We start from the raw sequence: 25,143 nt of genomic DNA, 5'->3' as shown, positions 1-25,143 counted from the left end.
ACCCCCATTTTGCTATAATTTCAGTTCATCTTTTTTCTCTTCTGATGGTATACCCTTTTCATTCCAGCCGCGCAGCTGATAATACTCTGTCAGCATCTCATCAAGTTTAACCACATTGCCTGCTCTTGGACCTGATTTAATAGGAACATTCAGCAGACGTGGATTTAGAGTATCATCTTCTTTAGTAATACCTGCTTTATAATTGAAGAGGCGCTCCAGATTCCAGATTCTTTCTCCAGCTTTCATGAGTTCCTCTTCTGTATAATCAAAACCTGTAGCATAATTCAGCAGTCTGTATACTTCATCTCCACCAATGGCAAATGTATTAAATAGACATAAGCCGGCAGAATCTACTGCTGCAGTTAGATCCTGAAATGTTTTTGTCCAGAAAGCTTTATCCTCAGTTGTCTCAGGATCCAGCTTCTGTGGAAGGCCGAGAACTTCAGGAGAAGTCATATACCCTCTGACATGACAGCCACCTCTATTGGAAGTAGCATATTCAAGCCCCATTCCCTGGCTTCCTCTTGGATCATAGGCAGGGTACTCCTGTTTTTTACTGGTCATAGAATATTCTGGAACTCCATATTCTTCAGCCAGGCGATATGAACCTCTGGCTAATTTTTCGCCAAATCCTTTCTTTTCAGCAGTCAGTTTTGTTGCTTCAATAATTACATCCTCATTTCCAAATTCTAAATCAAGGCCGGTTTCTTCTCTGCTGAGAATCCCATCTTCCTGCATGTCCATAGCACAGGCAATAGTTGTTCCCATTGTAATTGTATCAATACCTAAATCATTACATAAATAACTGGCCTTTGTTATAGCTTCCAGATTATCTATACCACAGTCAGGTCCAAATGCCCATAGAGTTTCGTATTCAGGACCTTCTCCTTTACCTTTATACTTTCCAGATGGTACTTCTGTTACTCGACCACATGCGATTGCACACCCAAAACAGGCTTTATTTTTAATCAAGAGATTTTCAGCAAGGGTTTCTCCACTGACTTTATCTGCATTTTCGAACATACTTTCCCGGAAATTTCTTGTCGGTAAATTCCCGTTCTCATTGATTACATTTACAAGACTGGCAGTTCCTAAAGCAGCAAGTCCTTCACCTGTTAAACCCTGTTCATTTATTTTTTTCTTGACCTCAAAAGCTGTTTCCATAAACTTTTCTTTATTATCTACCTGTATGCCTTTTTTACCTCTCACAACAACAGCTTTAAGATTTTTCGAACCCATAACAGCACCAACACCGGTCCGGCCGGCCGCCCTGTCGCGGTCATTCATTATATTAGAAAATAACACCTGATTTTCTCCAGCCGGGCCAATATTCAGAACACGGGCTTCTTTATGTGTTTCCTCTCTTAACTTAGTATCTGTTTCATATGTGTTTTTACCTTATCCAGAAGAAATATTAAAATTATATTATCGCAACTCTTAACTTAGTATCTGTTTCATATGTGTTTTTACCCCAGAGGTGTGATGCATCACGTATTTCCACTTCTCCATTATCAATCCAGACATAGACAGGTTTATCAGCTTTACCTTCAAATACAAGCATATCATAACCTGCATATTTTAGCTCTGCGCCCCAGTAACCGCCAGTATTTGATCCAGTAATCCCACCTGTTAGAGGTCCTTTTGTTACGACATCCAATCTTCCTCCAGCATTAGCCATTGTTCCTGTTAGTGGACCGGTTGCTAAAAAGAGTTTATTTTCCGGACTAAGCGGGTCTATATCAGCAGCTACTTCATCATAAAAGTATTTTACCGCAAGACCTCTTGCTCCTATATAATTCTTTGCTAATTTTGGATTTAATTTTTCTTCTTTTACATTTCCATGAGTAAGGTCAATTCGCAAAAATTTTCCTGTATAGCCTTTCATTTATAGCTGCCCCCCTTTTAAAACTTTTCTGATTTCTTCAGCAGCACTCCTGCTTCTTGCTGTGTCAAATTCATCTGTTTCTTCATAGCTCAGTGCACCAGCAGAACAGATGTCAACACAGGCAGGTTCACCCTTACATAAATCACACTTTGTTACTACACCCCTGCCGGGAACATCTTTTATTGCCCCTACCGGACAGACACTTACACACATATGGCAGCCAATACATCTGTCTTCATTGATTACTACTGCCCCTGCCTCATTTCTGCCAATAGCGCTGGCAGGACAGACATCCATACAGAGTGGGTCCTCACACTGTAAACAGGTAAGAGGAACGGTCACCATCTCCTCCGGAAAATAAACTGCTTTGATAAGTGCCCGCATCGGATTAAATTCTCCTTCTTTTGTCATTGAGCACACCAGTTCACAGTCACGACATCCAGTACATTTTTCAGGTTCGATAACAATTTTTTTCAACTGTAAATCCCCTCCCTTTATATTTTATATCCTCCTTTGCACAATGGCAGGCCATAGAATTACTCCTATAACCCTGACGCCTGAGCCGCCTAAATATAGGTGGAGACAGGTCGGAAGAAGATTGTAAACAGCTTAATATTTAAATTGATATTTAAAAAATTATAATATTTGCCTTTTTATGTTTTTTGTGTTTATAAATATTTTTCTACAAATATATTTCTATAAAAATTTAAAAATACCTTTTAAAATTAACTAATTTTCATACAATTTGTAAAATTTTCAGTTCTTTAATAAATGTTATGAAATCTAAATAGCACCGATTGAATCATATTATCTCTTTAATTTTTAAAAAAATTATCAGATTAACTGGATTTTAAACATGATATCAGATAAAATTTATATAAATCAACTACATATATATAATTCTGCTGTAAAATGTGGCTGAAAAATACTGATTTGTAAAAAAATTAAAATTAAGGGTGAATAAACTATGAATAGCAATTCGGATTTAAAAAAACTTCGGGAATCTCTTTTTTCTGAAATAGAAAATTTAAAAGAAGAAGCCTTTTACATCAATGATTATATTGCTGAAAATCCTGAATTAGGTTACAGAGAATACAAAGCTGCCTCTCTACTAACAGAAATTCTTGCTGACCACAATTTTAGCATAGAAAAAAATCTCTCAGGTATCGAAACTGCTTTCAGGGCCAGCTATAATTTTAATGGAGATGGACCGACTATTGCTTTTCTCTGTGAATATGATGCACTGCCGAATATAGGACATGGCTGTGGACACAATATGATTGCAGCAATGAGTACAGCTGCCGGAATTGCTTTAAGTAAACTGAACATAAAAGGAGGTAAAATTGTAGTTATCGGCTGTCCGGCTGAAGAAACAGGTGGAGCTAAAGTACAGATGACAGAAACAGGTGTTTTTGATAATATAGACTGTGCAATGCTTCTCCATCCTTCCAATATTAATCAGGTCTATTCTACAACACTGGCAATAAAAGCAATTCAGTTTAATTTTCATGGTCAAACTGCTCATGCTGCTGGAGCTCCAGAGAAGGGCATAAATGCACTGGATGGAGTAATACAGTTTTTTAATGGCATTAATGCACTGCGAGAACATTTGCGGGATGATGCTCGGATACATGGTATTATTACAAATGGTGGAGAAGCTGCCAATATTGTACCCGATGAAGCCGAAGCTCAATTCTACTTCAGGGCCAGAGATAAAAAATACCTGCAGGAAATTATCAAAAAAGCGGAAAATACTGCTGAAGGAGCAGCTTTAATGACAGGATGTAAAGTCGAATGGAAGGAATACGAAAATCCCAATGATGATCTCAGACCAAATCGGATGCTGGCAGATATTTTTGAGCAGAGTATGAAAGAAATCGGAACCAATAAAATAGAACCAGCAGCACACCACTACGGATCATCAGATATGGGAAATGTGAGTCATGTTATCCCTGTTATTCACCCATATATTAATCTGGGCAGTGAACTTACAGGACATACAAGAGAACTCGCAGAAAAAACCACTACTAAAGAAGGTCATACTGTTTTGATAAATGGAATAAAAGCTCTGGCATTAACAGGACTTAAAATTTATAGTGACAGGCAAAAATTAGAAAAAATAAAAAAAGAATTTAAAAAAACCTGCTCTAATTAAAGCAGGTTTCGCAAAAATAAATATACTTCTTCTGGATTATTTAGATAATATTCAGCAGATGTGTGTAAATCACCACTATTTTTTACGTAAATACTCAATCCTTTTTCAATTACAGCAAACGCATCTTCATCAGTCCTATCATCACCAAGATAAATATTATACCCACTATTAAGATTATACTGTTTTTTAAATCTGTCAGCTATATAATTTACTGCTTTTCCCTTATTCCAACCAGCAGGCCTAATTTCTACAACCTGACGTCCGGAAATAACTTCCAGATTATCTAAAGATAATTTTTTAATTTTAGTTTCCAAAGTTTTTTGGACAGATACTTTCTCCAGATCATTATTACAGTGAAAAGCAGCTGCAAAACCCTTATCCTCAATTTTTATATCATCATTTATTTTTAATTCAATATCTGATAATAATTCTTCAAATACAGATCTAAATTCATCTTTTTTATAAATGGGATAAATAACCTTTTCTGCAAAATTGAGATCAATTTCCAGTCCATGGCTTCCTGCATAATTTAAACCCTTTAATTTCAGCATAGACTCCAGATCATTTAGTGCTCTCCCGGAAATCAAGCATATATATAGATCTGACCTGCAAAGCAGCCTTTTTAATACCGCTTTAATTCCCGGAAAAGCATCTGCCTGCTCCGGTTTATCAGAAAAAGGAGCCAGAGTACCATCATAATCGAGAAAAAGAAAAATATTTTCTGCTGCTTCAATTTTATTTTTTACTTCTTTTAGACTTCTCTCCTGCAGAAGGTATTTTTTATTCATATACTTCAGCCCACTGCTTTAAAAAAGAATCTCTCCACCAGTTAATATCATATTTTTTCAGCTTTTCTTTTTCAATCTTTAGACGCTCTTTCCTTTCTTTTTTCGGCATTGTTAGAGCACTATAAATGGAATCTGCTATTTCTTCCTGGTTATATGGATTTACAATCAGCGCATTATCAAGGTACTCTGCCGCACCGGCAAATTCTGACAGTATCAGTACCCCATCTTCCTGGACAGCAAGATATTCTTTTGCCACTAAATTCATCCCATCTATCAGAGGAGTAATCAGTGCTGCATCTGCTGCTTTATAATAGGGGAGGAGCTTTTCCTGTGGTAAGGAACCATAAAAATATTTAACCGGTACCCAGTTATCTTTTTGATATTTCCCATTGATTTCAGCAATCTTTTTATTTATTTTTTCCCTCATCTTCTCATATTCAGCCACTTTATTTCTGCTTGGGGAAACACGCTGAAGAACTGTCACTCTACCTCTATATTCAGGATATTTTTCAAAAAATTTATCGATCCCTTTAAGCCTCTGCCAGATGCCTTTGGTATAATCAAGGCGGTCAACTCCAAAAATCAATTTTTCTATATTATATCTCTTTTTTATTTTTTCTGCTTCTTTATAATAATTTTTGTTATCAATTAATTTAGAAAATTTATCATAATCTATTCCCAATGGTATACTGCTTATCTTAGTTTTTCTACCTTTGTACTTTATTTCCTGTTTCCGATAGTTAACTTCTGCTCCGATCTGATCTGCACAGCTGATAAAATTATATAAAAATAATTCTGTGTGAAAAGCAATAAAATCCGACTGCAGCAAATTCTCTAAAATTTCTTTTCTCCAGGGAATGGTTCTAAATGCTTCCCAGGCAGGCCAGGGAATATGCCAGAAAACAGAAATTTTAGTTTGATCAGCTCTTTCTTTAATCATCCCCGGCACAAGAGCAAGGTGATAATCATGTATCCAGACCAGATCATTTTCTTTAATTTCTTCAATAATACTGTCTGCATATTTTCTATTAACTGTCTTATAGCTGTTCCAGTAATATTCTTTAAAATTAGCTTTGCTGATAAACGTGTGACAGATAGGCCACATAACTTCATTGGAAAAGCCATAATAAAACCCATCCTGCTCATCAGAACTCAATCTAATTCTCTTAAGAGTATATCCATTTTCATCAGGTACCTTTACCTTATTATCTCCATCTACCACTTCAAAATCAGCATCTCCTCTTCCCCAGGCAATCCAGAGGCCGCCTTCTTCCTGCATAAGTGGATCTAAACCGGTAGTTAACCCACCAGCTAACTTCACTTTTTCTATTCTATCATCTATAAATTCATGTTTATAAGGTTCTCCATTGGAAACAAGTACTAGTCTGCTTTCAGAAAGATCTGCTCCCATTTTTAACAACCCCCTCATCTCCTTATTATTAATATTAACAGCTAATATGACAGGTGTCAAAAGCATAATCTTAATTTCCTTAATTTTCTAACAAATTGTAGTTAAAATTTTTCTGCTGTGTTATAATAAAGTTAAATAAAGATTTAAGAAAGAAAGATTTAAGAAAGGATGAATATCTTGCAAATTATAACTATTTCCAGACAGACAGCAAGTGGTGGTGACGAAATAGCAGAAGAACTTGCAAATCGGCTGGGGCTAAAACTTATTAATCGTGATTTTATTTTAAAAAACTGGCTCCCCCAGGTTGCTGATGAACATCAGCTGCATATGCTTCAGCAGAGTTCCAAATTTTACACCAAAGCAATAGATAATAAATCCGATAATAATCAGACTTTTGCTGATTACATAGAAAAAAAATTAATAGAGCTGGCTGAAACACAGAATTTATTAATTGTAGGGTTGGGGTCTCAGGTAATATTCCGCCATCACCCTGGTGGTATCCATATCAAGATAGCAGCTTCTCAGGAACAGAGAATAAAAAAACTAAATAAAAAATATGGCCTTCCCCGAGAACAGGCTGAACGGTCAATTGAATTAAGTGACCGCAAGCGGAGGCGCTATGTATGGAGAGTTTTTAATGAAGACTGGTCAGATCTCACCCTTTATCATATTTCTCTAAACAGTGATGGATTATCTACAGAACAGGCTCTTACAATTTTAATGAGTTTAATAGATTTCAAAAAAGAAAACCCGGAACCACTTGCTGATCCTGAAAAAAAAGAAAAACCTGAAAAAGAAAAAACAGAATATAATTTTGCCCATCCCAGTGAAAAAGAATTTGCCAAAATACTGGACATGCACCACATTAAATGGAAATATGAGCCGACAGAATTTCCTCTCGAGTGGGATGCTGAAGGTAATATCAGAATGGGATTTAGACCGGACTTTTATTTGACTGAATATGATACTTATATTGAATTAACAACAATGAACCGCAAATATGTTACAGAAAAAAACAAAAAAGTTCGCCTGCTGCAGGAAATTTATCCACATATAAATATAAAGATTGTTTACAAAAAAGACTTTAACAGCCTTATTGATAAGTTTGAATTAAATGGAAATAGTGAGGAGGAAAATAAATGAGAGAAGATGAAAGATTGGGGAAAATAGTACTGTCAAAAGAAAAAATAAAAAATCGAATTTCAGAATTAGCTGACGAAATTAATGCTGATTATCAGAATAAAGAGTTAATAGTTGTAAGTATCTTAAAAAGTTCTCTCTATTTTATGGCTGACCTGACAAGAAAGCTGGACCTTCCATTAAAACTTGATTTTTTAGAGTTAAGCCACTCCACAAATGAAGACAATACAGGTGTTATAAGAGTTATTAGAGATTTAGAATTTAGTATCACCGGCAGAGAAATTCTGGTGATAGAAAATATAATAAAAACAGGTTTAACCCACAGCTATCTTCTAAAAAATCTAAAAGCACGCAGCCCTGCCGGAATAAGCATCTGTACACTGCTTAATAATACTGATAAAAAACTAGTTGAACTTCCTATAGATTATGTTGGATTTGAAATATCTGAGCATTTTGTTGTAGGATATGGACTGGATTATAAAGAGAAATATAGAAATTTACCTTATATTGTAGAATATAATATAGAATAGAAAACAGTAATATATCTGCTGTTAACCCTTTCATATCTGCAGTTTTTCATCTGCCAGTATTAATCGTCCATCAATCTCAACCCGAGGCTTTCTAATAACAAGATCAAGATGGGCAGGGGCAGTATTAGAAACACCAAAACTATTACCTTCTCCAATGCCAAGATGTAGAGTGCCAAATTTGCTCTCATCTTCTCCCATACTTCCTTTACCAAATTCAGAGTTTGGATTACAGCCAATACCAATTTCAACAATATTATAGATATTTTCACAGTTGAAAGATGCCAGCAGCTTACTAAACTTTTGTGCTGACCTGCCCCCCTTAATTTCAGTAATACACCCCTGCTGAATTTCTATTTCGACAGGCCTATCAACATATCCACCGGGAATAATTACTCCATCAACAACAAATATTCCATTTAAAGTTCCAACATCCGGTCCAACTGCGACTTCAATATTGGGAAAGGGTGACCAGCTGCCCGCTTTATCTGCCAGTCCTGTCTGTTTAACACTCTCTCTACCACACAATTCTGCAGTAAAATCTGTGCCAGCCTCAGAACTTACAGAAATAGTTTTTCCTTCGGTCATTAAATTTCCTATCTTATCTATTATTTTTTTCTGTTCTTTAAAATCAACATCTAATGCTGAAGAATCAAAAAGTTCTTCACTGCAGTCTGGGATACTTATAATCCTTGTGCCAGATTCAACTGCTTTTCTTCTTGCTGCTGAATTAGTTAAAGAATAAACTGCTGCCAGTACAGCCGCATCTGCTCTGCATAAAGCAGATATAGCAGGTTCAGGCGGATTTTCTCCATGAGAACTTCTTTTAAAAAAATTAACTACAGCAGCCTCAGCTCCAAGTTCTTTACCATATTCTGCTAACACTTCTGCAACTTTTTTATTTTCAAAATCTGAAACTATGAGCAAGTTTTCTTTTTCACCAACATTCATACAATCTTTCAGAATTATTTCAGCACCTTTTTTTAAATTTTTAAGACTCAACTTCATTCCTCCCTGATAATTAAGTATTACAGCTATTTTATAATATATTATTGTTTTTCTCAATTTTATTATGCATTATTTTCCTATTATTTATATTTTTCTACATTAATTAATATATAGTTAATCACTCATATATAAAATATAGCTATTCAGTATAAGATATTATTATTTTAGTATTAATTATAGATGGTATATAATTATCAGTAGAATATGATTTTGTGAATATAATATTATTTAAAGAGAGGTGACAGGTATTTTTTTGCTTTTTTTTGCGAATTTAAGAACAAAGTTTTTATAAATAATATTTCTGCATATAATAATTTTAATTATGCTCTTTATTAATATAATTATTAAATCTAAAGATATATGAGGGAGGTAACAAAGTGAAAAATTTTGAAAGATTAATAGGATTTGCAGCTGCTTTAATAGTATTAATTGGCGCTAAATTCTTTTTAAAAACAGATATTTTATTTTTTAGATTGCTTGTTGGTACAGGAATAGGATATACACTGACAAGAGCGTACACCGGATTTGCTGGAAGTGTAAACAGAGCCTACAGAACAGGTTCTACTAAATTAATGAGAACCCTGATGTTTATGTTTTTTATAACAGCACTTCTTACAACTGCATTTCTTTTTGGAAAAGATCCTGCCAGCTATAATCTGTGGATCAACCCAATAAATACCGGTCTTCTTTTGGGAGGATTTTTATTTGGATTTGGAATGTCTCTTTCTGTATGCTGTGCAACTGGAGTTTTAACTGACCTGCCAGTAGGACTTCCAAGGGCATTTATTACACTTATTTTTTTCGGCATAGGTGTTTTCCTCGGCTTCCCGATACAAAATACAGCCAGCTGGGTTAAAGAATCATGGTACAGTACTTATATAGGGTATAGAACATCTGGTGGTGTATTTCTGCCTGACCTTTTCCAGGGAGATGGGTTTGAAGGTTATCTGGGAGGACTGGCATTTCTTGGCGGTCTCTGTCTTCTTTTCATAATTTTATCTTATTTCTATGAGCATTATCAGATCAAAACAGGCAAATATAAAGGTCTTCCAATAGAAAAGGTTCAGGATGAAGTAGATTCAATCGATCTAAATAATTTTAAACTATTTAGTTCAGATACCTATTATCACTTTTTTGAAAAACCCTGGACTCTAAAACAGGGTGGAATAGTTCTGGCGATGATCTTTACACTTATGATGGGTATTACCAGAGCCGGATGGGGTGCTTCTACTCCTTATGGAATCTGGTTTGGTAAATTTTTAATGCTATTTGGTATTTCTGCTGAATCTCTGGCAGAGTTTACACATATGTCAGCATCAGTATTTGATCTGCCATTTTTTGAACATCAAATTTCTGTACAGAATTTTGGTATTATTGTTGGTGCAGTAATTTATCCTCTTACAGCCGCTAAATTATCCGAATCATTTACTGCCGGATTAAATATTTCTAAAAAAGAAGCATTACTATATGCACTTGGTGGTATAACAATGGGACTTGGAACTCGTTTTGCAAATGGATGTAATGTTGGAGCTCTCTATACACCAATTGCAAACTTCTCACTGTCTGGATGGTTTTTCCTAGTATTTATGATAATTGGTGGTTTTGTAAGTAATAAATTTACTGATAAAATTTACAGCTAGTAATTTGGCTTTCAAAAATAAAATTTTACAGGAGGAAATTAATTATGAGTAATAAAATTGTTGTTATTGGTGGTGTAGCTGGTGGTGCATCTGCTGCTGCCAGAGCCAGAAGATTGGACGAATTAGCAGAAATAGTTATGTTTGAGAGAGGTCCACATGTTTCTTTTTCCAACTGCTGTCTTCCCTATCGTCTAAGTGATACAATTGACAGCTGTGATGACCTTGTCTTAATGAGTCCTAACTGCTTTAAAACTCAGTACAATATTGATGCAAGGGTAAATAGTGAAGTCACTAAAATAAAAAGAAAAGAAAAAAAGGTAGCAGTCAAAAATTTAGAGACTGGTGAAGAATATGAAGAATCCTATGATAAACTAGTACTCTCACCCGGTGCTAATCCAATTCTTCCAGGAAGTATCAAGGGAGTTAAAAAAGATAATGTATTTACAATCAGAAATGTAGTGGACATTGATAAATTATATAGTTATATTAATGAAAACAATATTGAAGATATTGCTGTTATAGGTGCTGGATTTATCGGTATTGAAGTTGCTGAAAATCTTCATAATGCCGGCAAAAATGTAAGTCTTGTAGAGGCAATGGATCAGGTAATGGCTCCTTTTGATTTCGATATGGCACAGCTGCTGCATAAAGAACTTTATGATAAAAAAGTAAATCTTGTTTTAAATGATGCTCTTGTGGAAATTACTGATGACTCTATTATCTTAAAGTCAGGAAAAAAAATCGATGCCAAAGCTGTTGTAATGGCAATTGGTGTTTCTCCAGAAACAGATCTGGCTAAAGATGCAGGACTGGAAATAGGAGAAACAGGTGGAATCAAAGTAGACCACAATTATCAGACAAGTGATGAGGATATTTATGCTGTTGGAGATGCTGTAGAAGTTTACAGCAGACTAACACACAAAAACACAAGACTGGCTTTAGCAGGGCCAGCACAGAGACAGGCAAGAGCTGCTGCTGACCATATCTATGGTATCCCGCACAGAAACAATGGCACTATTGGCTCCTCAATAGTTAGAGTCTTTGACTTAAATGCTGCTTCTACTGGTTTAAACGAAAAAACCGCAAAAGAAGCCGGTATTTCTTATGATGTTGTATATGTTATACCTGGAGACAAAGTTGGTTTAATGCCGGAAAGCAATCCAATGCATTTTAAACTTATTTATGAATACCCGACAGGAAAAATTATCGGTGCCCAGGCCATCGGTAGAGGTAATGTAGATAAAAGAATAGATGTAATTGCAGCACTTATTTTAATGGATGGAACATTAGAAGATCTCAAAGAAATGGAACTGTGTTATGCACCTTTATTTGGTACAGCAAAAGATGTGGTTAACCATGCAGCACTTGTAGGATTAAATCTACTCAATGGGGTATTTGAACAGGTGAGAGTTACAGAAGTAAGAGAACTGGTAGAAAATGATGCATTTATAGTAGATGTCCGCGAAGAAGATGAATATGCGAAAGGACATCTTGTTAATTCTGTTAATATTCCTTTAAGTGAATTAAGAGAAAGAACTGATGAAATCCCTAAAGATCAGCCTGTATATTTGCACTGCCGTTCAGCACAGAGAAGCTACAATGCTGTAATGGCTCTACAGGGAATGGGTTATGATAATGTGTATAATATCTCAGGATCATTTCTCGGCATCTGCTGCTACGAATATTATCTGGATCAAACAACAGATAGAGAAAAAATTGTAACTGAATATAATTTTGAGTAAAATAATGCTGGCTGGGGACTTTATTGTTTAATTGCAACTTGATAATTTCTTCCAATCAGCTCGGTTAATACTAGTTATAATCGAAAATTAAAAGAGCCCGGGTACCTGGATTAAATTTCTAAGTACCAGGTACCCCAATTAGGCCATCAGGATTAAACTTGGTGGTCTTTTTAATCATTTATCAGCTATTTTGAAATTGATAATTTACAGCAAATATGATATCTTGAATGGTAGTATATGACTTATGTTCAAAAAGATTGTGATAATTATGAGGATGTGTAAAAAATGGCTTTAAATAAAAAGAAAAACAATAAACAAAAAGAAAAGCCAGCAGCAAATCATCCAAAAGTTAACCGCGAATCTGAAAAAAATAAAAAAACTAAAACAGAAAAGGCCCTCACTTTTATAACCTGGGCTTCTATTTTTCTTACCTGGTATATAATTACTAAGTTAGGTATCTTTACTCCCACTCTTCTTCCTGGACCTGCAAGAGTCTGGATGGCGTTTTTAAGAATTCTAGAAAATGGTTATAATGGAGTTCCTCTCTGGCTTCATTTAGGAGCCAGTTTTAAACGCTTATTTGTGGCGCTCTTCTTTGCCATCTTTACTGCTGTTCCTCTTGGTTTATTAAGTGGTTATTTTGACAAAGTTGAAGCAGTAATTGATTCTGTTGTAGAATTTTATCGTCCCTTACCACCACTAGCTTATTATACACTTCTAGTGCTCTGGTTTGGAATCGATGATACCTCCAAACAGATTCTCTTATTTTTAGCTGGCTTTGCTCCTATTTATATCGCCTGTGTTTCTGCAGTCCGGAAGTTAAATCAGGACTTTGTCTTAAGTGCACGCTCACTGGGAGCAGCTCAAAAGGATGTTTTTTTTAAAATTGTGCTTCCTGCTTCTCTACCTGAAATTTTTACTGGAATTAGAACCGCCTTTGGTGTTGCCTATACAACCCTTGTCTCCTCAGAAATGGTTGCCGCAACATCTGGCATAGGCTGGATGGTTTTAGATGCATCCAATTTTTTGAAAAGTGATGTAATTTTTGTTGGAATTATAATTATGGGAATTACAGGTGTGATAATTGATGCTGGTTTAAGATTTCTAGAAAGAAAAATTATTTTTTGGAAGGGTCATGTTTAACTATATCTGGACTTTCCCCATTTTTTATATACTGCTGCAAAAAGGGGAGATGCAGGAATATTGAAATTTTTAGTCAATGAATCTTAACGAAATGTGCCCTATTTCACACCCGAATTGAGTTTTAGATAAATCTAAAAATTTCGTTGATGACTAAAGCCCCCTTTTTGCAGCTTGAAAATAAATTTTGGGGAAACTCCTATAACTATATTGTTTGAAATATATTAAAATATTGTGAGATAAATTTTAAAACTATTAGATTTGACGTAACGTATCACAAATCTGGAGGGAAAGACAATGAAAAATAAATATTTAAAAAAGATAATGCTTATTTTCTTAATCACATCTCTGGCTTTAACTTTAACTGCCTGTAGTAATGAGCAGGCTCAAAATGAAGGTCAAGAAATTAAAAATACAGCTGCTGAGGAAGAACTGCCAGAAGAGATTAATTTTGGGATTTTAAGGGTTCCAAATGATGAAACTATTGCTCTTGCAGAAGGTTTTTTTGATAAATATTTTACCGAACGTGGAATTAAAGTTAATACCAGAATTTTTGACTCAGGTGTAGAGGCCAATCAGGCTTTAGCTTCCGGCAGTATTGATTTTGCAACTATGGGAAACACCAATGCTATTACTGCTCTAGCACGTGAACTTAATGTTGAATTAGTCTGGATTCATGAAGTTTTGGGAGAAAATGAAGCTCTGGCAGTCAAAAATGGTTCTGGAATTGAAAAAGTTGAAGATCTAGTTGGAAAAAGAATTGCAGTCCCTTTTGCTTCTACTTCCCACTATATTCTTTTAAATGTACTAAAAGAAGCAGGCATAGAAGATCAGGTCCAGCTGTTGGATATGCAGACTGCCGAAATTGTAGCAGCCTGGGAGCGCGGTGATATTCAGGCAGCTTATACCTGGCAGCCAACCCTGGCCCAGCTTTTAAAAAGCGGCTATACTTTAACTGACAGCAGCGAAATGGCTGAAAAAGGGTATATAACTGCCAATGTAGAGGTTGTTCGTAAGAAGTTTTCAGAGAAATATCCCGAATTAGTTGCTGATTTTATTTCTGCTTTAAGTGAAGCCGGTGACATTTATAGAAATAATCCGAAAAAAGCAGCTGAAATTGCAGGTAATGAACTTGGAATTGAAACCGAAGTCGCTCTCCATCAGATGCGCGGCACCACCTGGAAAACTAGAGAAGAACTTTTAAGTCAAGATTTCTTTGGCACTGCTGATCAGCCTGGCAGCTTTGCTAAAGTGATGAAAGATACTTCTGACTTTCTGCAGCGGCAGGGCTCTATAGAAGAATCTCCTTCTCAAGCAGCTTTTAATAAATATGTTAATCCAGAATATATAAAAATATCTTTAAAAAATGATCAGAATAATTAAAGAAGTAATTTTCAATTATATATATAGTATGGTTCTCCCGTAAAAAGGTTATTTGCGTCTCTAACTCATTTTTCGTAAATACCCTTTTTGTGGACACACCATAGTATAGTTAATCAGGAAAGGATATCTTTTATGTCTGCTCAAACAAATAAAGAAAGCTTAATTAAAATTGAAAATATGAGTCTGGAGTATGGGGAAAGTATTAACTCTACTCTGGCTCTAAAAAATATCAACTTAGAAATTAATAAAGGTGAGTTCATCTGTGTTTTAGGACCTTCCGGCTGTGGTAAAAGTTCACTGCTTAAATGTATTGCTGGTTATGTAAAGCCTACTTCCGGCAGAGTTTTAATGCAGGGAAAAGAAGTTGATGGACCTGACTGGCATCGAGGTGTCGTTTTTCAATCTCCCACTCTTTACCCCTGGATGACAGTTAATGAAAATGTAGAATTTGGCCCCAAAATGCGCGATTTACCTAAAACTGAAATTAAAGAAATCCGAGAATTTTTCTTAGATGAAGTTAATTTAAGCGGTTTTGGGGAAAACTACACCTTTGAATTATCCGGAGGTATGAAACAGCGGGTAGCTATTGCTCGAGTTCTGGCAAATTATCCTCAGGTAGTTCTAATGGATGAACCTTTTGGAGCTCTGGATGCTTTAACCAGAGAAAATATGCAGAACTTAATTCGCAATATCTGGAAAGAAAACAACACTACTATCTTTTTTATCACTCATGATGTAGATGAAGCGCTTTTGCTGGCTAATAGAGCTGTTGTGATGTCCAAACAGCCGGGAGAAATTATAAAAATCTTTAATGTTGATTTTACCAATCAAATTTTTGAAAAAGGTTCTAAAGAAGTAATTTATAATGAAGATTATTTTGAAGTCAAAAATGAAATTATGGATATCATCCACAGCCAAATTGATTAAATTTAAGATCTTTAACTAGAGTGTAAATTTGATCAAAATCTTAAGAAAATATAATTGGCTTTAAAATAATCTATAAATATATGTACAAACAACATAAAGGAGCCCTTAAGGGCTCCTTTTTAATATCTATAAATTTTATTTTATCAGATATTCAGTTTTTTAATTTTCAATTTACTGCACTAAATTTACTGCACTACTACTTTACTACTTCATAACCTTTGTTAGACCAACCATAAGGCTTGTTAGCAGGAGTACCCATACCACCATTAAGTGATACAGCATCATAACCTAACATTCTTAAACCTGCTACGGCCTGACCTGCTGTTTGACCTGTGTAGCAGTAAACTACTATCTTTTTATCCTGCGGCAGCTGTCCAAAATACTGCTGCATACCAGCACCCCAGGGAATATTAACTGCACCTTTGATGTGACCTTCAGCAAAATCTTTAGGCTGTCTGATTGATACTATCATTATATCTGCACCAGAATCTACAGCCATTTTTAACATATCTTCAGCAATCTTATAGTTTTTATATATTGTATCACTAACATCAGCTAAACCTGCATAGTAATCTTCAACTGCAGCTTTAAGATCTGCATTAATCTTATAATCTGTAACTCCACCAAGTTGATGTGCTTCAGTTTCAACTATTTCTTCATAACCTGCAACTCTTGAAATACCTAAGTTCCAGCCAAATCTAACTGACTTAGCCTCAAAACCAGCAAAATTTAATAAAGCAGCTGTCTGGTTAGCAGTCTGAGCTGTATAGCAGTAAACATAAATTGTTTTATCTCCGGGTAACTTATCTAAAGCAGCTGGAATTGCTTCTGGGCCCCAGGGTATATTAACTGCACCTTTTACGTGACCTTCATTATAAACATCAGGCTGTCTGATATCTAAAATAAAGAGATCTTCTCCAGCCTTAACTTTTTCTACAAACTCTGCTTCTCCTATCATAGAATTATCGGAAGGCAGATCTGCAAAATAACCATTAACTGCATCTTCTACTGCATCTGACACCGCAAAAGCAGAGGCGGAAAGTACTAGAGCCATTACAACAAAAACAGCTGTTAATATAATTTTTCTTTTCATTTTATTCCTCCTAGATTTTTTTAATAAAGATTTTTAAAACTGAATCACAAAACTGCAGTATATTACCATATTTTTCACAAACTTCATTAAATAAAAAGTTCTTAACCACAGTATTTATAATCAATCAGTTAAGAACTATTTATTTTTTTAAGAACCATCCTGGGCACTGGGTTTGGCTGGTGCACCAGTAGGCACAGCCTTAGGTGTTGAACTATCTGATGACCATTCAATCCAGGCACCATCATAAATCTTCAAATCTCTATATCCTGCATTGTGCAGAGCAAGAAAAGTCTGTGCTGCTCTAATTGAAGTCTGGCAGTACATAATAACTTCTTTGTCCGGTGTTATACCATTATCAGGATAATATCTCTGAATATAATTTGCTGGATAATACTCTCCATTATCTTTATTATTATCAACATAATTAACGTGAACAGCTCCTGGAATAATTCCTTCATTAATTTCTTCTAAAGTTCTGACATCAAGTATTACTACATCTTCAGCAGGATTATTAACCTGGGCAAGTACTTCCTCTTTATCGGCTATAAATTCTTCATTTTTTTCAGATGCTGAATATTCTGCTGCCTCTACCGTATAATCACCGGAAATAAAGTCGGCTCCTGCTCTTTTTAGAGCATTTAAACCACCACTAATTACCTTCATATTGTCTGTATCATGACCGTAAACAAGCATTGTCCACCACAGACGAGCTGCATCCATATTATTATTATTATCATAAATAATTACTTTTGTCTGATTTCCTATACCATTTTCACCTAAAGTAGATTCTATCTTAGCTGCTGATGCCAGCATATTCGGAAAAGGACCAAAAGTAGTTATGCCACTTCTGGTAATATTAACCGCACCATTTAAATGCCGATCTTCAAAATCACCAGAATTCTGAGTATCAACTACTACTACCTCTTCATCCTCAATCATCTTTAAAGCCTCATCTGCTGTAATTATATCCTGGTTAATTTCACCCGGAAACGTTATATTACCTGTACAACCTGTTAAAATTAAAGAAAAAGCTAAAATAATTAACAACAAAATTGATAATTTTTTCACTTCTTCACCTCCAGAAATTAAAGTATATTGTTAAATTTAGAACAATCTATATATATTATAAAACACAAAGTGAGTTTATAGGTATAACTATTTTAAATAGTGCATTCGATTATCTAATAAATAGCTTTACTTGCAGCTCTGAATAATTAAATGGTATACTGGAAGCAAATAAAACAAATCTTAAATGAGGCTAAAAAATGAATTATCTCAAAAAAATAAAACCCATATATTTTATAATTATAATTTTTTTCGCTGTTAATCTTCTATTTTTAGATAAATTCCCTTTTGTCCACTCTGATGAAGCATGGCTGAGCGGGCTATCACGCCATATGCTTAATCAAAAGAGTTTTGCTGTGACTGAACCTTTTTTTGACCTCTATCCACGCAGTCCTCACGCTGTGAAAATTATTTTTCATTTTCTGCAGATTATTTTTATTAAACTTTTTGGTTATAATATCTTTTCTTTTAGATTGATTTCCCTCATTTTTGGAACATTTTCTATTTATTTTTTCTACAGATTGACAGAAATCTTTATTGATAATAAAATTTTAAGATATTTAACAGTGCTTCTGCTGACTTTTGATATTCATTTTATCTATAGTTCACATTTTGCCAGACAGGAAATCATATTAGTCTTTATTTTCCTGGCCGCTTTCTATTATTTTTTACTTAACAATAAATCTATATATCAGAATGATGAAAATTACAAAAAAACTAAAGTATATCACAAAGACTTTATTCTGGCCTGTATTCTGGGTATAAGTATGGGAATTCATCCAAATATTTTTATTATTTCACTGCCTTTTATCCTGCTTTATACATATGCTCTTTTCTTCTCATCAGCTGTAAATATAAAAAATTATGCAGTCTTTGCCCTCACACTTGCTTCTTTTGCTGTTATATATATATTGATTAGTCTGGGCTTTGATGCTGATTTTTTTATAAACTATGCCAGATATGGAAAAAGTCTGGGAGTTTTAAATACCTTTTCCAGTAAATTTGACAGCCTTGATTATTTTTATAAAAAAATTTTTTACAGAGTAAGCGGCACTTATTACATACCTCCTATAAAAATACAGCTCACCCTATTTTTTTTCAGTTTTGCCGCCGGCCTGATTAAATGGATTAAAGATAGAAATAAGTTAATATTTATTTTGTTGATTTCCATTATTTCCATCAATCTTGGCTATGCTATCATCGGCAGATATAATCAGACCTCTATTATATTTATTTTTCCCCTATTTTATCTGCTGGCCGCAAAACTTTTGGCAGACTTTAAAATCAAATATGCCTGTTCTGCTGTACTGGTTCTGCTTTTAATACTGTCTATAAATACCTTTACTGCTGTTATTAATAGCTCATTTTCTGATTACAATGATTATCTCAAAAATATATCCTCTGCTGTTAAGGCAGAGGATAATGTTCTGGCCAACCTAAATTGTGATTACTATTTTGAAGATGGCAGTTTATTTGATTATAGGAATTTATCTTATCTAGAGAAAAGTAATCTTTCTTTTGCTGAATATATAGACAAAAATAATATTGAATATATTATTTATCCTGAAGAAATGGATTTTATTTATAATACACGTCCAGAATGGAATATTCTTTATGGAAATCCCTACCCTTATTATAATGAGATGAAAGAATACCTGCATAATAATACTCAACTTATATATCAATTTAACGATAAAACATATGCTGTACGTATTGTAAGATATATTGGTGAAAAGAACTGGTCTGTAAAAATTTATAAAGTTATAACAAAATAATCTTTAAAACACTTCCCCTATTTCTCTTATAATAAGATTTTTTCCCTGATTATCAACAATTTTAAGCCTGTCGTAAACTTTTTTGAGACGTTCTTTTAATTCAGTTCTGCTCTCTGCTCTTACAATAAAATAGCCTGCTCTCTCAGTAGCATTTTCTATTTTCTTTATTTTATCACCTTTTTTAAAATTAAATCCAATTTGAGAAACACCATCCAGGCTGAGAATTTCTTCAGTACTGCTTATATCTGCTATCCTGCCGGGAAGTGCAAAAAACAGCTGAACAGAAAGCCAGTTTTGGTTTTCTTTTAATTGATATCTGTTTAGTGAACTGTAATCTATCTCCTGATTTAATGCTAAATTTACCATCATCTCAAGAATATCAACTCCTGTCAGTGATGGCATAAAATCACCTTCATAAGCACCACCGATTCTGCAGGCGATTTCATTAACTTTTATACCATTATCACCAATTAACATTTGGAAATATATCGGTCCATTTTTAATTTGAAAGGCTTTTACTATTTTTTCTGACATGCTTTTTATTTCCTGATGATATTTAGACAGAAATTTTGAAGGGAAAATATGTGCTGTACAGATACCGATATGTGGTCCATTTTCGTAAGTTACTCGATCTGTGATAGTTAAAATTTTTAATTTTCCTTTATTGACCCATCCACTTACTGTAATTTCCCCACTATTGTAATATTCTTCTATCAAAATTTTATTTTCTCTGGAAAAGCTTAATACTTCTGCAAAACGCTTTCTTACTTCCTCGATACTGTTCAGCTTAAAGACTCCTCGCTGGCCCTGACTGTCCAGAGGTTTAACTACAGCAGGAAAAGAAAATTTCTCTAATTCTCTATCTAAAAAATTCTGCTGAAGAAATTTATGTTTTACTGATGGAATATCTGCTTTTTCAAATAATTTTTTCATCTCCATTTTATTTGTTACTTTTAATGCAGTATCCGAAGATAAAAATGAAGGCAGATTAAGCTCTTCTGCGGTTCTGGCTGCAGTATATACCGGCTGATCGGTACCTGAAGTTAAAACTCCATCAACACTATATTTTTTGGCAACCTCTATATTAGATTTAATATCAAATGTACTAACAGTTTCTCCATAATCAGCATATTTTTTTCCTGGTGCATCTGCATAATAGTCAGATACAATAACCTGATGACCCATTTCTTTTGCTTTTTTTATTATACTTATCTGTCCACTTCCTCCACCCAATACAAGCAGCTTCATTTTATTCACCCTTAGATAATATAATTAATAATCTTTTCTATTTTTCAAATAAATCTTCCTCAGCTTATTTATTTATAGTATTTAATTCTTTTCAATTACTCAAGATTATAGGTTGTTTTTTCAACTATAAACTGTTCTTTTTCGCTCCGCAAATATTTCAAAAATGAAAATTTTCCATAATAAATGTACAGTTTTAAAAATAATCTGGTGAGCTTAAAATTGTTATAATTTGAATCTCCATATTTTCGTTTACTGTGTGAAACATATATGTTAGCAATTTTATCTGTATGTTTAAGCAGAACAGCAGAAATGTATACAAATGATGTCTTTTCTGCTCTAATCTTGTTAACAAGCTCTTTTTTTATTATTCTAAAACTGCTGACTCTTGTACTATGACTTTTATTTGTTATCAGGTCAAAAAGATAATTAGTCAGCTTGGAGCCTAATTTCCTATAAAAGCTGTATTCTCTATCTTCAGGAACAGCATATACAGCATCATACCCTTCTTTAATTTTTTGGTACAAATTAATAATATATTCCGGATCATGCTGAAGATCATCGTCCATTGTCACAGTATAATCTCCATTAACATAATTAAAGCCACAGATTAGTGCATTCTGCTGGCCAAAATTTTGAGCTAATTTAATTCCCTTTACTCTTCTATCCCTTCTGCTCAGTTCTACTATTTTGCTGTAACTTTTATCCTGACTGCTGTCATCTACCATTATTATTTCAAATTCATCTGTTATTTTTTCAAGAGTTAGTTTAATCTGCAGGTAAAGTTCTTCCAGAGAGTTTTCCCCATTATATACGGGAATAACTACCGAAAATAATGCTGACATGTTCACACCTCACTGACATAAATCACAAAAAATATTTTCTAATTTATCTGCTATATAAGATAGCTCTTTTGCTGTTAAATCAGGGTAGAGCGGCAGACGCAGTATAGTGTCGGCTGCTTTATTGGTTATACTGAAATCATTTTCTTTATAACCCATTTTTTTACCCATAGGTGAAGAATGAAGGGGAAGATAGTGAAAAGAAGCATTGACACCTGCTTTTTTCAGCCTTATAATTACATAATCTCTATATGACTTTTTATTGAATTTCAAAAAAAATATATGATAACTGCTGTCACAGTATTCTGGTATATAAGAAATTAAATCTAAAAATTTATAATCTCTATATTTGCTTAATCTCTGATAATAATAGCTGTATATTTTTTTTCGCATGTTCTTAATTTTATCCATTTTTTCAAGCTGAGCCAGCAGAAAGGCCATCAGAAGATCTGAAGGTAGATAACTTGAGCCTTTATCAAGCCAGGTATATTTATTTAAATCTCCTCTTAAAAATCTGGATCTATTTGTTCCCTTTTCTCTAATTATTTCTGCTTTCTCTATTAAGCCTTTATTTTTAGAATTGATTAAAAGCGCTCCTCCTTCTCCACTGACATAGTTCTTACTTCCGTGAAAACTGAAGCAGCCAAAGTCACCTATCCCTCCCAAATAATTACCTTTATATCTGGCATTTACTGCATGAGCAGCATCTTCTATTACATACAGGTTATATTTTTCTGCAATTTCTTTTATTTCATCCATGCGGCAGGAAACACCTGCATAATGAACAGGTATTACTGCTTTTGTTTTTTCGGTAATATGCTGTTCTATTTTTTCTGGATCCAGATTTAAAGTATCTTCACAAATCTCAGAAAATACAACTTTCCCCCCTTTAAGCAGTACAGAATTAGCAGTTGAAGTAAAGGTAAAAGACGGCATTATTACTTCATCACCGTCTTTTAAATTAATTAAATCTGCTGCCATTTCCAGAGCATGTGTACCTGAAGTTGTCATAAAAATTTCATTTAACTTGAATTTGTTTCTGAGCAGTGTAGAAACTTTTTTGGTATAATAACCGTCACCACTCAGCTGGCCCCTGTTAAGTGCATCCTGTATATATTTTATTTCATTTCCAGTTAAATAAATTTTGTTAAAAGGTATTTTCATAATTTTATTTCTTACCCCAATCTTTAATAACAAATATGTTTGCCCAGAGCTTTAAATGTGTTTATAAATTCTTTTACAGAATCACTCAGAAATTCCGGCTTTTTATGAATAATAAATATATCATAATCAAGATTATAATCACTGACACGTGATATCTGAAAATCATTGGCAGCATATTCCTCTTTAACTGCATTATATGGAACAAAAGCTACACCAAAGCCCCTGCGGACAAGTGTTTTAATTGCTTCTGTAGATTCCAGGCGAGAAATAATATTTATATTTTCAAAATTGTAATCTATATTTTTAAGTGCTTGTTTAAAATTTTCTTTTATTATACAGTCTTCTTTTAAGACTATAAACTTCTGATCCAGAACATCCACCAGATTTATTTTTTCTGGAAGATGATAGCTGTTGGGAGATATAAGTACTACCTTTTCATTTACAACTTTTTCTGCTATAAGCTCATTTTCTTCTGTCGGTTTTGTTATAAATCCTATCTCATAAATATCATTTATTACATCCTGCTCTATTTTAATCGAATTATCAGAAATCAAATTATAATTGTGTCCGGGAAACTTAAATTTCATATTTAAAAGCGCACAGGGCAGGCAGTAGGTTGCAATGGTATATTCTCCAGCAATTTTAATTTCTTCATTATGCTGCTCGGTCAGCTCAGATAACATTTTATTATATGTTCTAATAATGTTATCTGCATATTTTAAAACTATTTCTCCAGCTTCTGTCAATTTAACTCCTCTGTTGCTTCGCAAAAAGAGCTGTTTGCCAAGTGAATCTTCCAGCTTCTGTATCTGCTGACTTAAGGCTGGCTGTGAAATATGTGAAGAGTTTGCCACCTTTGATATACTTTTAACTTCAGCAATTTTTTGAAAGTATTCCAGACTTTCAATATGCATAAATATCCCTTCCCGTTTCATTTTTAATTTTACACATGTTTTTGATTACCTTTTTATTTTGATTTTTAAATATACTTTTAGTTTCCTTATATTTACAAATAATTTTTGACCTATGTTCTTAATATATTATATTATGATCTGCAGATTATAACAAGAATTATTGCAAAATAAAAAGGTTTTACCCAATTATTCCCACCAGTCTACATGCTGATAATACCAGTCAACTGTCTTTTTAAGTGCAGAATAAAATTTATGCTCTGCCTCCCAGTTGAGTTCATCTCGTATTTTATCTGTATTTAAAGCATAGCGGTAATCATGTGCTTTTCTATCTTCAACAAATTCTATTAAATCCATATTCCTGTTTAAAATTTCAATAATATTTTCTGCCACTTCCAAATTTGTTTTTTCGCTTCCTGCTCCAATATTATATATTTCTCCAGATTTCCCCTTTCGCATCACTGCATCTACTGCTCTACAGCTGTCTTTTACATATATCCAGTCTCTAATGTTTTTTCCATCACCATATAAAGGCAGCTGTCTGCTGTTAAGTGCATTTATTATACAGAGTGGTATTAATTTTTCTGGATGCTGATGAGGCCCAAAGTTGTTGGATGATCTACATATATTTACACAAACCCCATAAGTTTTATAAAAAGAATTAACTATCATATCTGCCGCAGCTTTGGATGCAGCATAAGGATTTGTTGGATTTAAAATATCAATTTCTCTAAAAGAGCCTCTGTCATCTAAAGAACCATACACCTCATCAGTTGACATCTGGACAAATTTTTTTATATTGAAATCAAGCGCCAGCTTTAAAAGATTATGAGTGCCTTCAATATTGGTCTTAATAAACTGTGAAGAGTCGCTAATACTCCTGTCCACATGAGATTCAGCAGCAAAATTTACTATACAATCAATATCCTCTTTTAAAAATATTTTTTTCATCATATCTTTATCCAGAATATCACCTTTAAAAAATTGGTAATTATCCTCTGCTTCTATATCTTCTAAATTCTTTATATTACCCGCATATGTCAATTTATCAAAGTTAATTATATAATCATCATAATTATCTAATATATAGTGAATAAAATTGCTGCCTATAAATCCCGCTCCTCCTGTAACAAAAATTTTCATAAGAATCGCTCCTATAAAATAGATCTCATATTAATTATTTGACCCTCCTCGGGGCAAGCCCACGAGGATTCCTGCTTCTTAGAAGTGGTAACCCACCATCTCCACAGGCTTAAAATCCTGTTAGCCCAACAGTATATCCTCTAACTTGCCTTTTGTATT

20 protein-coding genes, 1 pseudogene and 1 riboswitch are annotated in these 25,143 nt (G+C 34.0%); of the genes and pseudogenes, 9 read left to right on the top strand and 12 right to left on the bottom strand.

Annotated elements, in window-relative coordinates; all coding sequences use genetic code 11:
* Positions 1-12 precede the first annotated feature (12 nt).
* A pseudogene (locus DER71_RS12485) lies at positions 13-1,885 on the bottom strand (aldehyde ferredoxin oxidoreductase family protein).
* Positions 1,886-2,362, bottom strand: a complete 477-nt coding sequence (locus DER71_RS05480; protein WP_114474393.1) for a 4Fe-4S dicluster domain-containing protein — start codon at positions 2,360-2,362, stop codon at positions 1,886-1,888.
* A gap of 15 nt (positions 2,363-2,377) precedes the next feature.
* Positions 2,378-2,490, bottom strand: a riboswitch (molybdenum cofactor riboswitch).
* Positions 2,491-2,852: 362 nt separating this feature from the next.
* Here DER71_RS05480 and DER71_RS05475 point away from each other — a divergent pair.
* The gene (locus DER71_RS05475; protein ID WP_114474392.1) at positions 2,853-4,040 is read left to right on the top strand and encodes a M20 family metallopeptidase; all 1,188 of its coding nucleotides are present in this window, start codon (positions 2,853-2,855) and stop codon (positions 4,038-4,040) included.
* Here the strand turns inward: DER71_RS05475 and otsB are convergent.
* Together otsB and DER71_RS05465 are read right to left on the bottom strand one after the other, a co-directional pair.
* A complete protein-coding gene (gene otsB / locus DER71_RS05470; protein ID WP_114474391.1) occupies positions 4,037-4,828 on the bottom strand; it encodes a trehalose-phosphatase in 792 nt (263 codons plus the stop codon). The two genes, DER71_RS05475 and otsB, sit on opposite strands and share 4 nt — an antisense overlap.
* Complete coding sequence (locus tag DER71_RS05465; protein WP_114474390.1) at positions 4,821-6,239, bottom strand: trehalose-6-phosphate synthase; 1,419 nt, start codon at positions 6,237-6,239, stop codon at positions 4,821-4,823. Before DER71_RS05465 ends, otsB begins: the two co-directional genes overlap by 8 nt.
* Positions 6,240-6,407: 168 nt before the next feature.
* Between DER71_RS05465 and DER71_RS05460 the strand changes: the two genes are divergently transcribed.
* Both DER71_RS05460 and hpt read left to right on the top strand, forming a co-directional pair.
* Positions 6,408-7,382 (top strand): cytidylate kinase family protein, encoded by a 975-nt coding sequence (locus tag DER71_RS05460; RefSeq protein ID WP_114474389.1) that lies wholly within the window; start codon positions 6,408-6,410, stop codon positions 7,380-7,382.
* Positions 7,379-7,909 (top strand): hypoxanthine phosphoribosyltransferase, encoded by a 531-nt coding sequence (hpt, locus tag DER71_RS05455; RefSeq protein WP_114458258.1) that lies wholly within the window; start codon positions 7,379-7,381, stop codon positions 7,907-7,909. Before DER71_RS05460 ends, hpt begins: the two co-directional genes overlap by 4 nt.
* A gap of 30 nt (positions 7,910-7,939) precedes the next feature.
* Here the strand turns inward: hpt and DER71_RS05450 are convergent, their stop codons facing one another.
* Positions 7,940-8,908 (bottom strand): aminopeptidase, encoded by a 969-nt coding sequence (locus DER71_RS05450; RefSeq protein WP_114474388.1) that lies wholly within the window; start codon positions 8,906-8,908, stop codon positions 7,940-7,942.
* A 383-nt stretch (positions 8,909-9,291) separates the two neighbouring features.
* Between DER71_RS05450 and DER71_RS05445 the strand changes: the two genes are divergently transcribed.
* The 5 genes from DER71_RS05445 to DER71_RS05425 all read left to right on the top strand — a co-directional run bounded on the left by DER71_RS05445 (position 9,292) and on the right by DER71_RS05425 (position 15,746).
* Entirely contained in the window at positions 9,292-10,554 is a 1,263-nt protein-coding gene (locus DER71_RS05445; RefSeq protein ID WP_114458260.1) for a YeeE/YedE family protein, read from the top strand.
* 44 nt (positions 10,555-10,598) lie between these two features.
* The gene (locus DER71_RS05440) at positions 10,599-12,296 is read left to right on the top strand and encodes an FAD-dependent oxidoreductase (protein ID WP_114458261.1); all 1,698 of its coding nucleotides are present in this window, start codon (positions 10,599-10,601) and stop codon (positions 12,294-12,296) included.
* 285 nt (positions 12,297-12,581) lie between these two features.
* The gene (locus tag DER71_RS05435) at positions 12,582-13,439 is read left to right on the top strand and encodes an ABC transporter permease (protein ID WP_114458262.1); all 858 of its coding nucleotides are present in this window, start codon (positions 12,582-12,584) and stop codon (positions 13,437-13,439) included.
* Positions 13,440-13,733: 294 nt separating this feature from the next.
* Positions 13,734-14,819 (top strand): MetQ/NlpA family ABC transporter substrate-binding protein, encoded by a 1,086-nt coding sequence (locus tag DER71_RS05430; protein WP_114458263.1) that lies wholly within the window; start codon positions 13,734-13,736, stop codon positions 14,817-14,819.
* Between the two features lie 132 nt (positions 14,820-14,951).
* Positions 14,952-15,746, top strand: a complete 795-nt coding sequence (locus DER71_RS05425; RefSeq protein WP_114458264.1) for an ABC transporter ATP-binding protein — start codon at positions 14,952-14,954, stop codon at positions 15,744-15,746.
* Between the two features lie 196 nt (positions 15,747-15,942).
* Here DER71_RS05425 and DER71_RS05420 read toward each other — a convergent pair whose 3' ends face one another.
* Positions 15,943-16,839: a rhodanese-like domain-containing protein gene (locus tag DER71_RS05420; RefSeq protein WP_114458265.1), complete on the bottom strand. Its 897-nt coding sequence runs from the start codon at positions 16,837-16,839 to the stop codon at positions 15,943-15,945.
* 147 nt (positions 16,840-16,986) lie between these two features.
* Positions 16,987-17,907 (bottom strand): sulfurtransferase, encoded by a 921-nt coding sequence (locus tag DER71_RS05415; RefSeq protein ID WP_114458266.1) that lies wholly within the window; start codon positions 17,905-17,907, stop codon positions 16,987-16,989.
* Between the two features lie 197 nt (positions 17,908-18,104).
* Here DER71_RS05415 and DER71_RS05410 point away from each other — a divergent pair, with 197 nt between their 5' ends.
* On the top strand, positions 18,105-19,679 hold the full coding sequence (locus tag DER71_RS05410; protein ID WP_114458267.1) for a glycosyltransferase family 39 protein: 1,575 nt from the start codon (positions 18,105-18,107) through the stop codon (positions 19,677-19,679).
* A 3-nt stretch (positions 19,680-19,682) separates the two neighbouring features.
* On the opposite strand, the gene DER71_RS05405 is transcribed toward DER71_RS05410, so the two are convergent.
* From DER71_RS05405 to rfbB, 5 genes are all read right to left on the bottom strand, one after another.
* A complete protein-coding gene (locus tag DER71_RS05405) occupies positions 19,683-20,927 on the bottom strand; it encodes an ATP-grasp domain-containing protein (protein WP_114458268.1) in 1,245 nt (414 codons plus the stop codon).
* A 95-nt stretch (positions 20,928-21,022) separates the two neighbouring features.
* On the bottom strand, positions 21,023-21,769 hold the full coding sequence (locus DER71_RS05400; RefSeq protein WP_114458269.1) for a glycosyltransferase family 2 protein: 747 nt from the start codon (positions 21,767-21,769) through the stop codon (positions 21,023-21,025).
* 9 nt (positions 21,770-21,778) lie between these two features.
* Positions 21,779-22,930 carry a dTDP-4-amino-4,6-dideoxygalactose transaminase gene (rffA, locus tag DER71_RS05395; protein ID WP_114458270.1) on the bottom strand — a complete coding sequence of 384 codons (1,152 nt, stop codon included), beginning with the start codon at positions 22,928-22,930 and terminating at the stop codon, positions 21,779-21,781.
* A gap of 23 nt (positions 22,931-22,953) precedes the next feature.
* The gene (locus DER71_RS05390) at positions 22,954-23,844 is read right to left on the bottom strand and encodes a LysR family transcriptional regulator (RefSeq protein ID WP_114474387.1); all 891 of its coding nucleotides are present in this window, start codon (positions 23,842-23,844) and stop codon (positions 22,954-22,956) included.
* Positions 23,845-24,030: 186 nt separating this feature from the next.
* Positions 24,031-24,984, bottom strand: coding sequence for a dTDP-glucose 4,6-dehydratase (rfbB, locus tag DER71_RS05385; RefSeq protein ID WP_114458272.1), 954 nt, complete (start codon positions 24,982-24,984; stop codon positions 24,031-24,033).
* Positions 24,985-25,143 lie beyond the last annotated feature (159 nt).

The organism is Halanaerobium sp. DL-01, from assembly GCF_003338615.1.
Lineage (GTDB): Bacteria > Bacillota > Halanaerobiia > Halanaerobiales > Halanaerobiaceae > QPJE01.
This window is presented reverse-complemented; position numbering and strand designations above follow the sequence as displayed.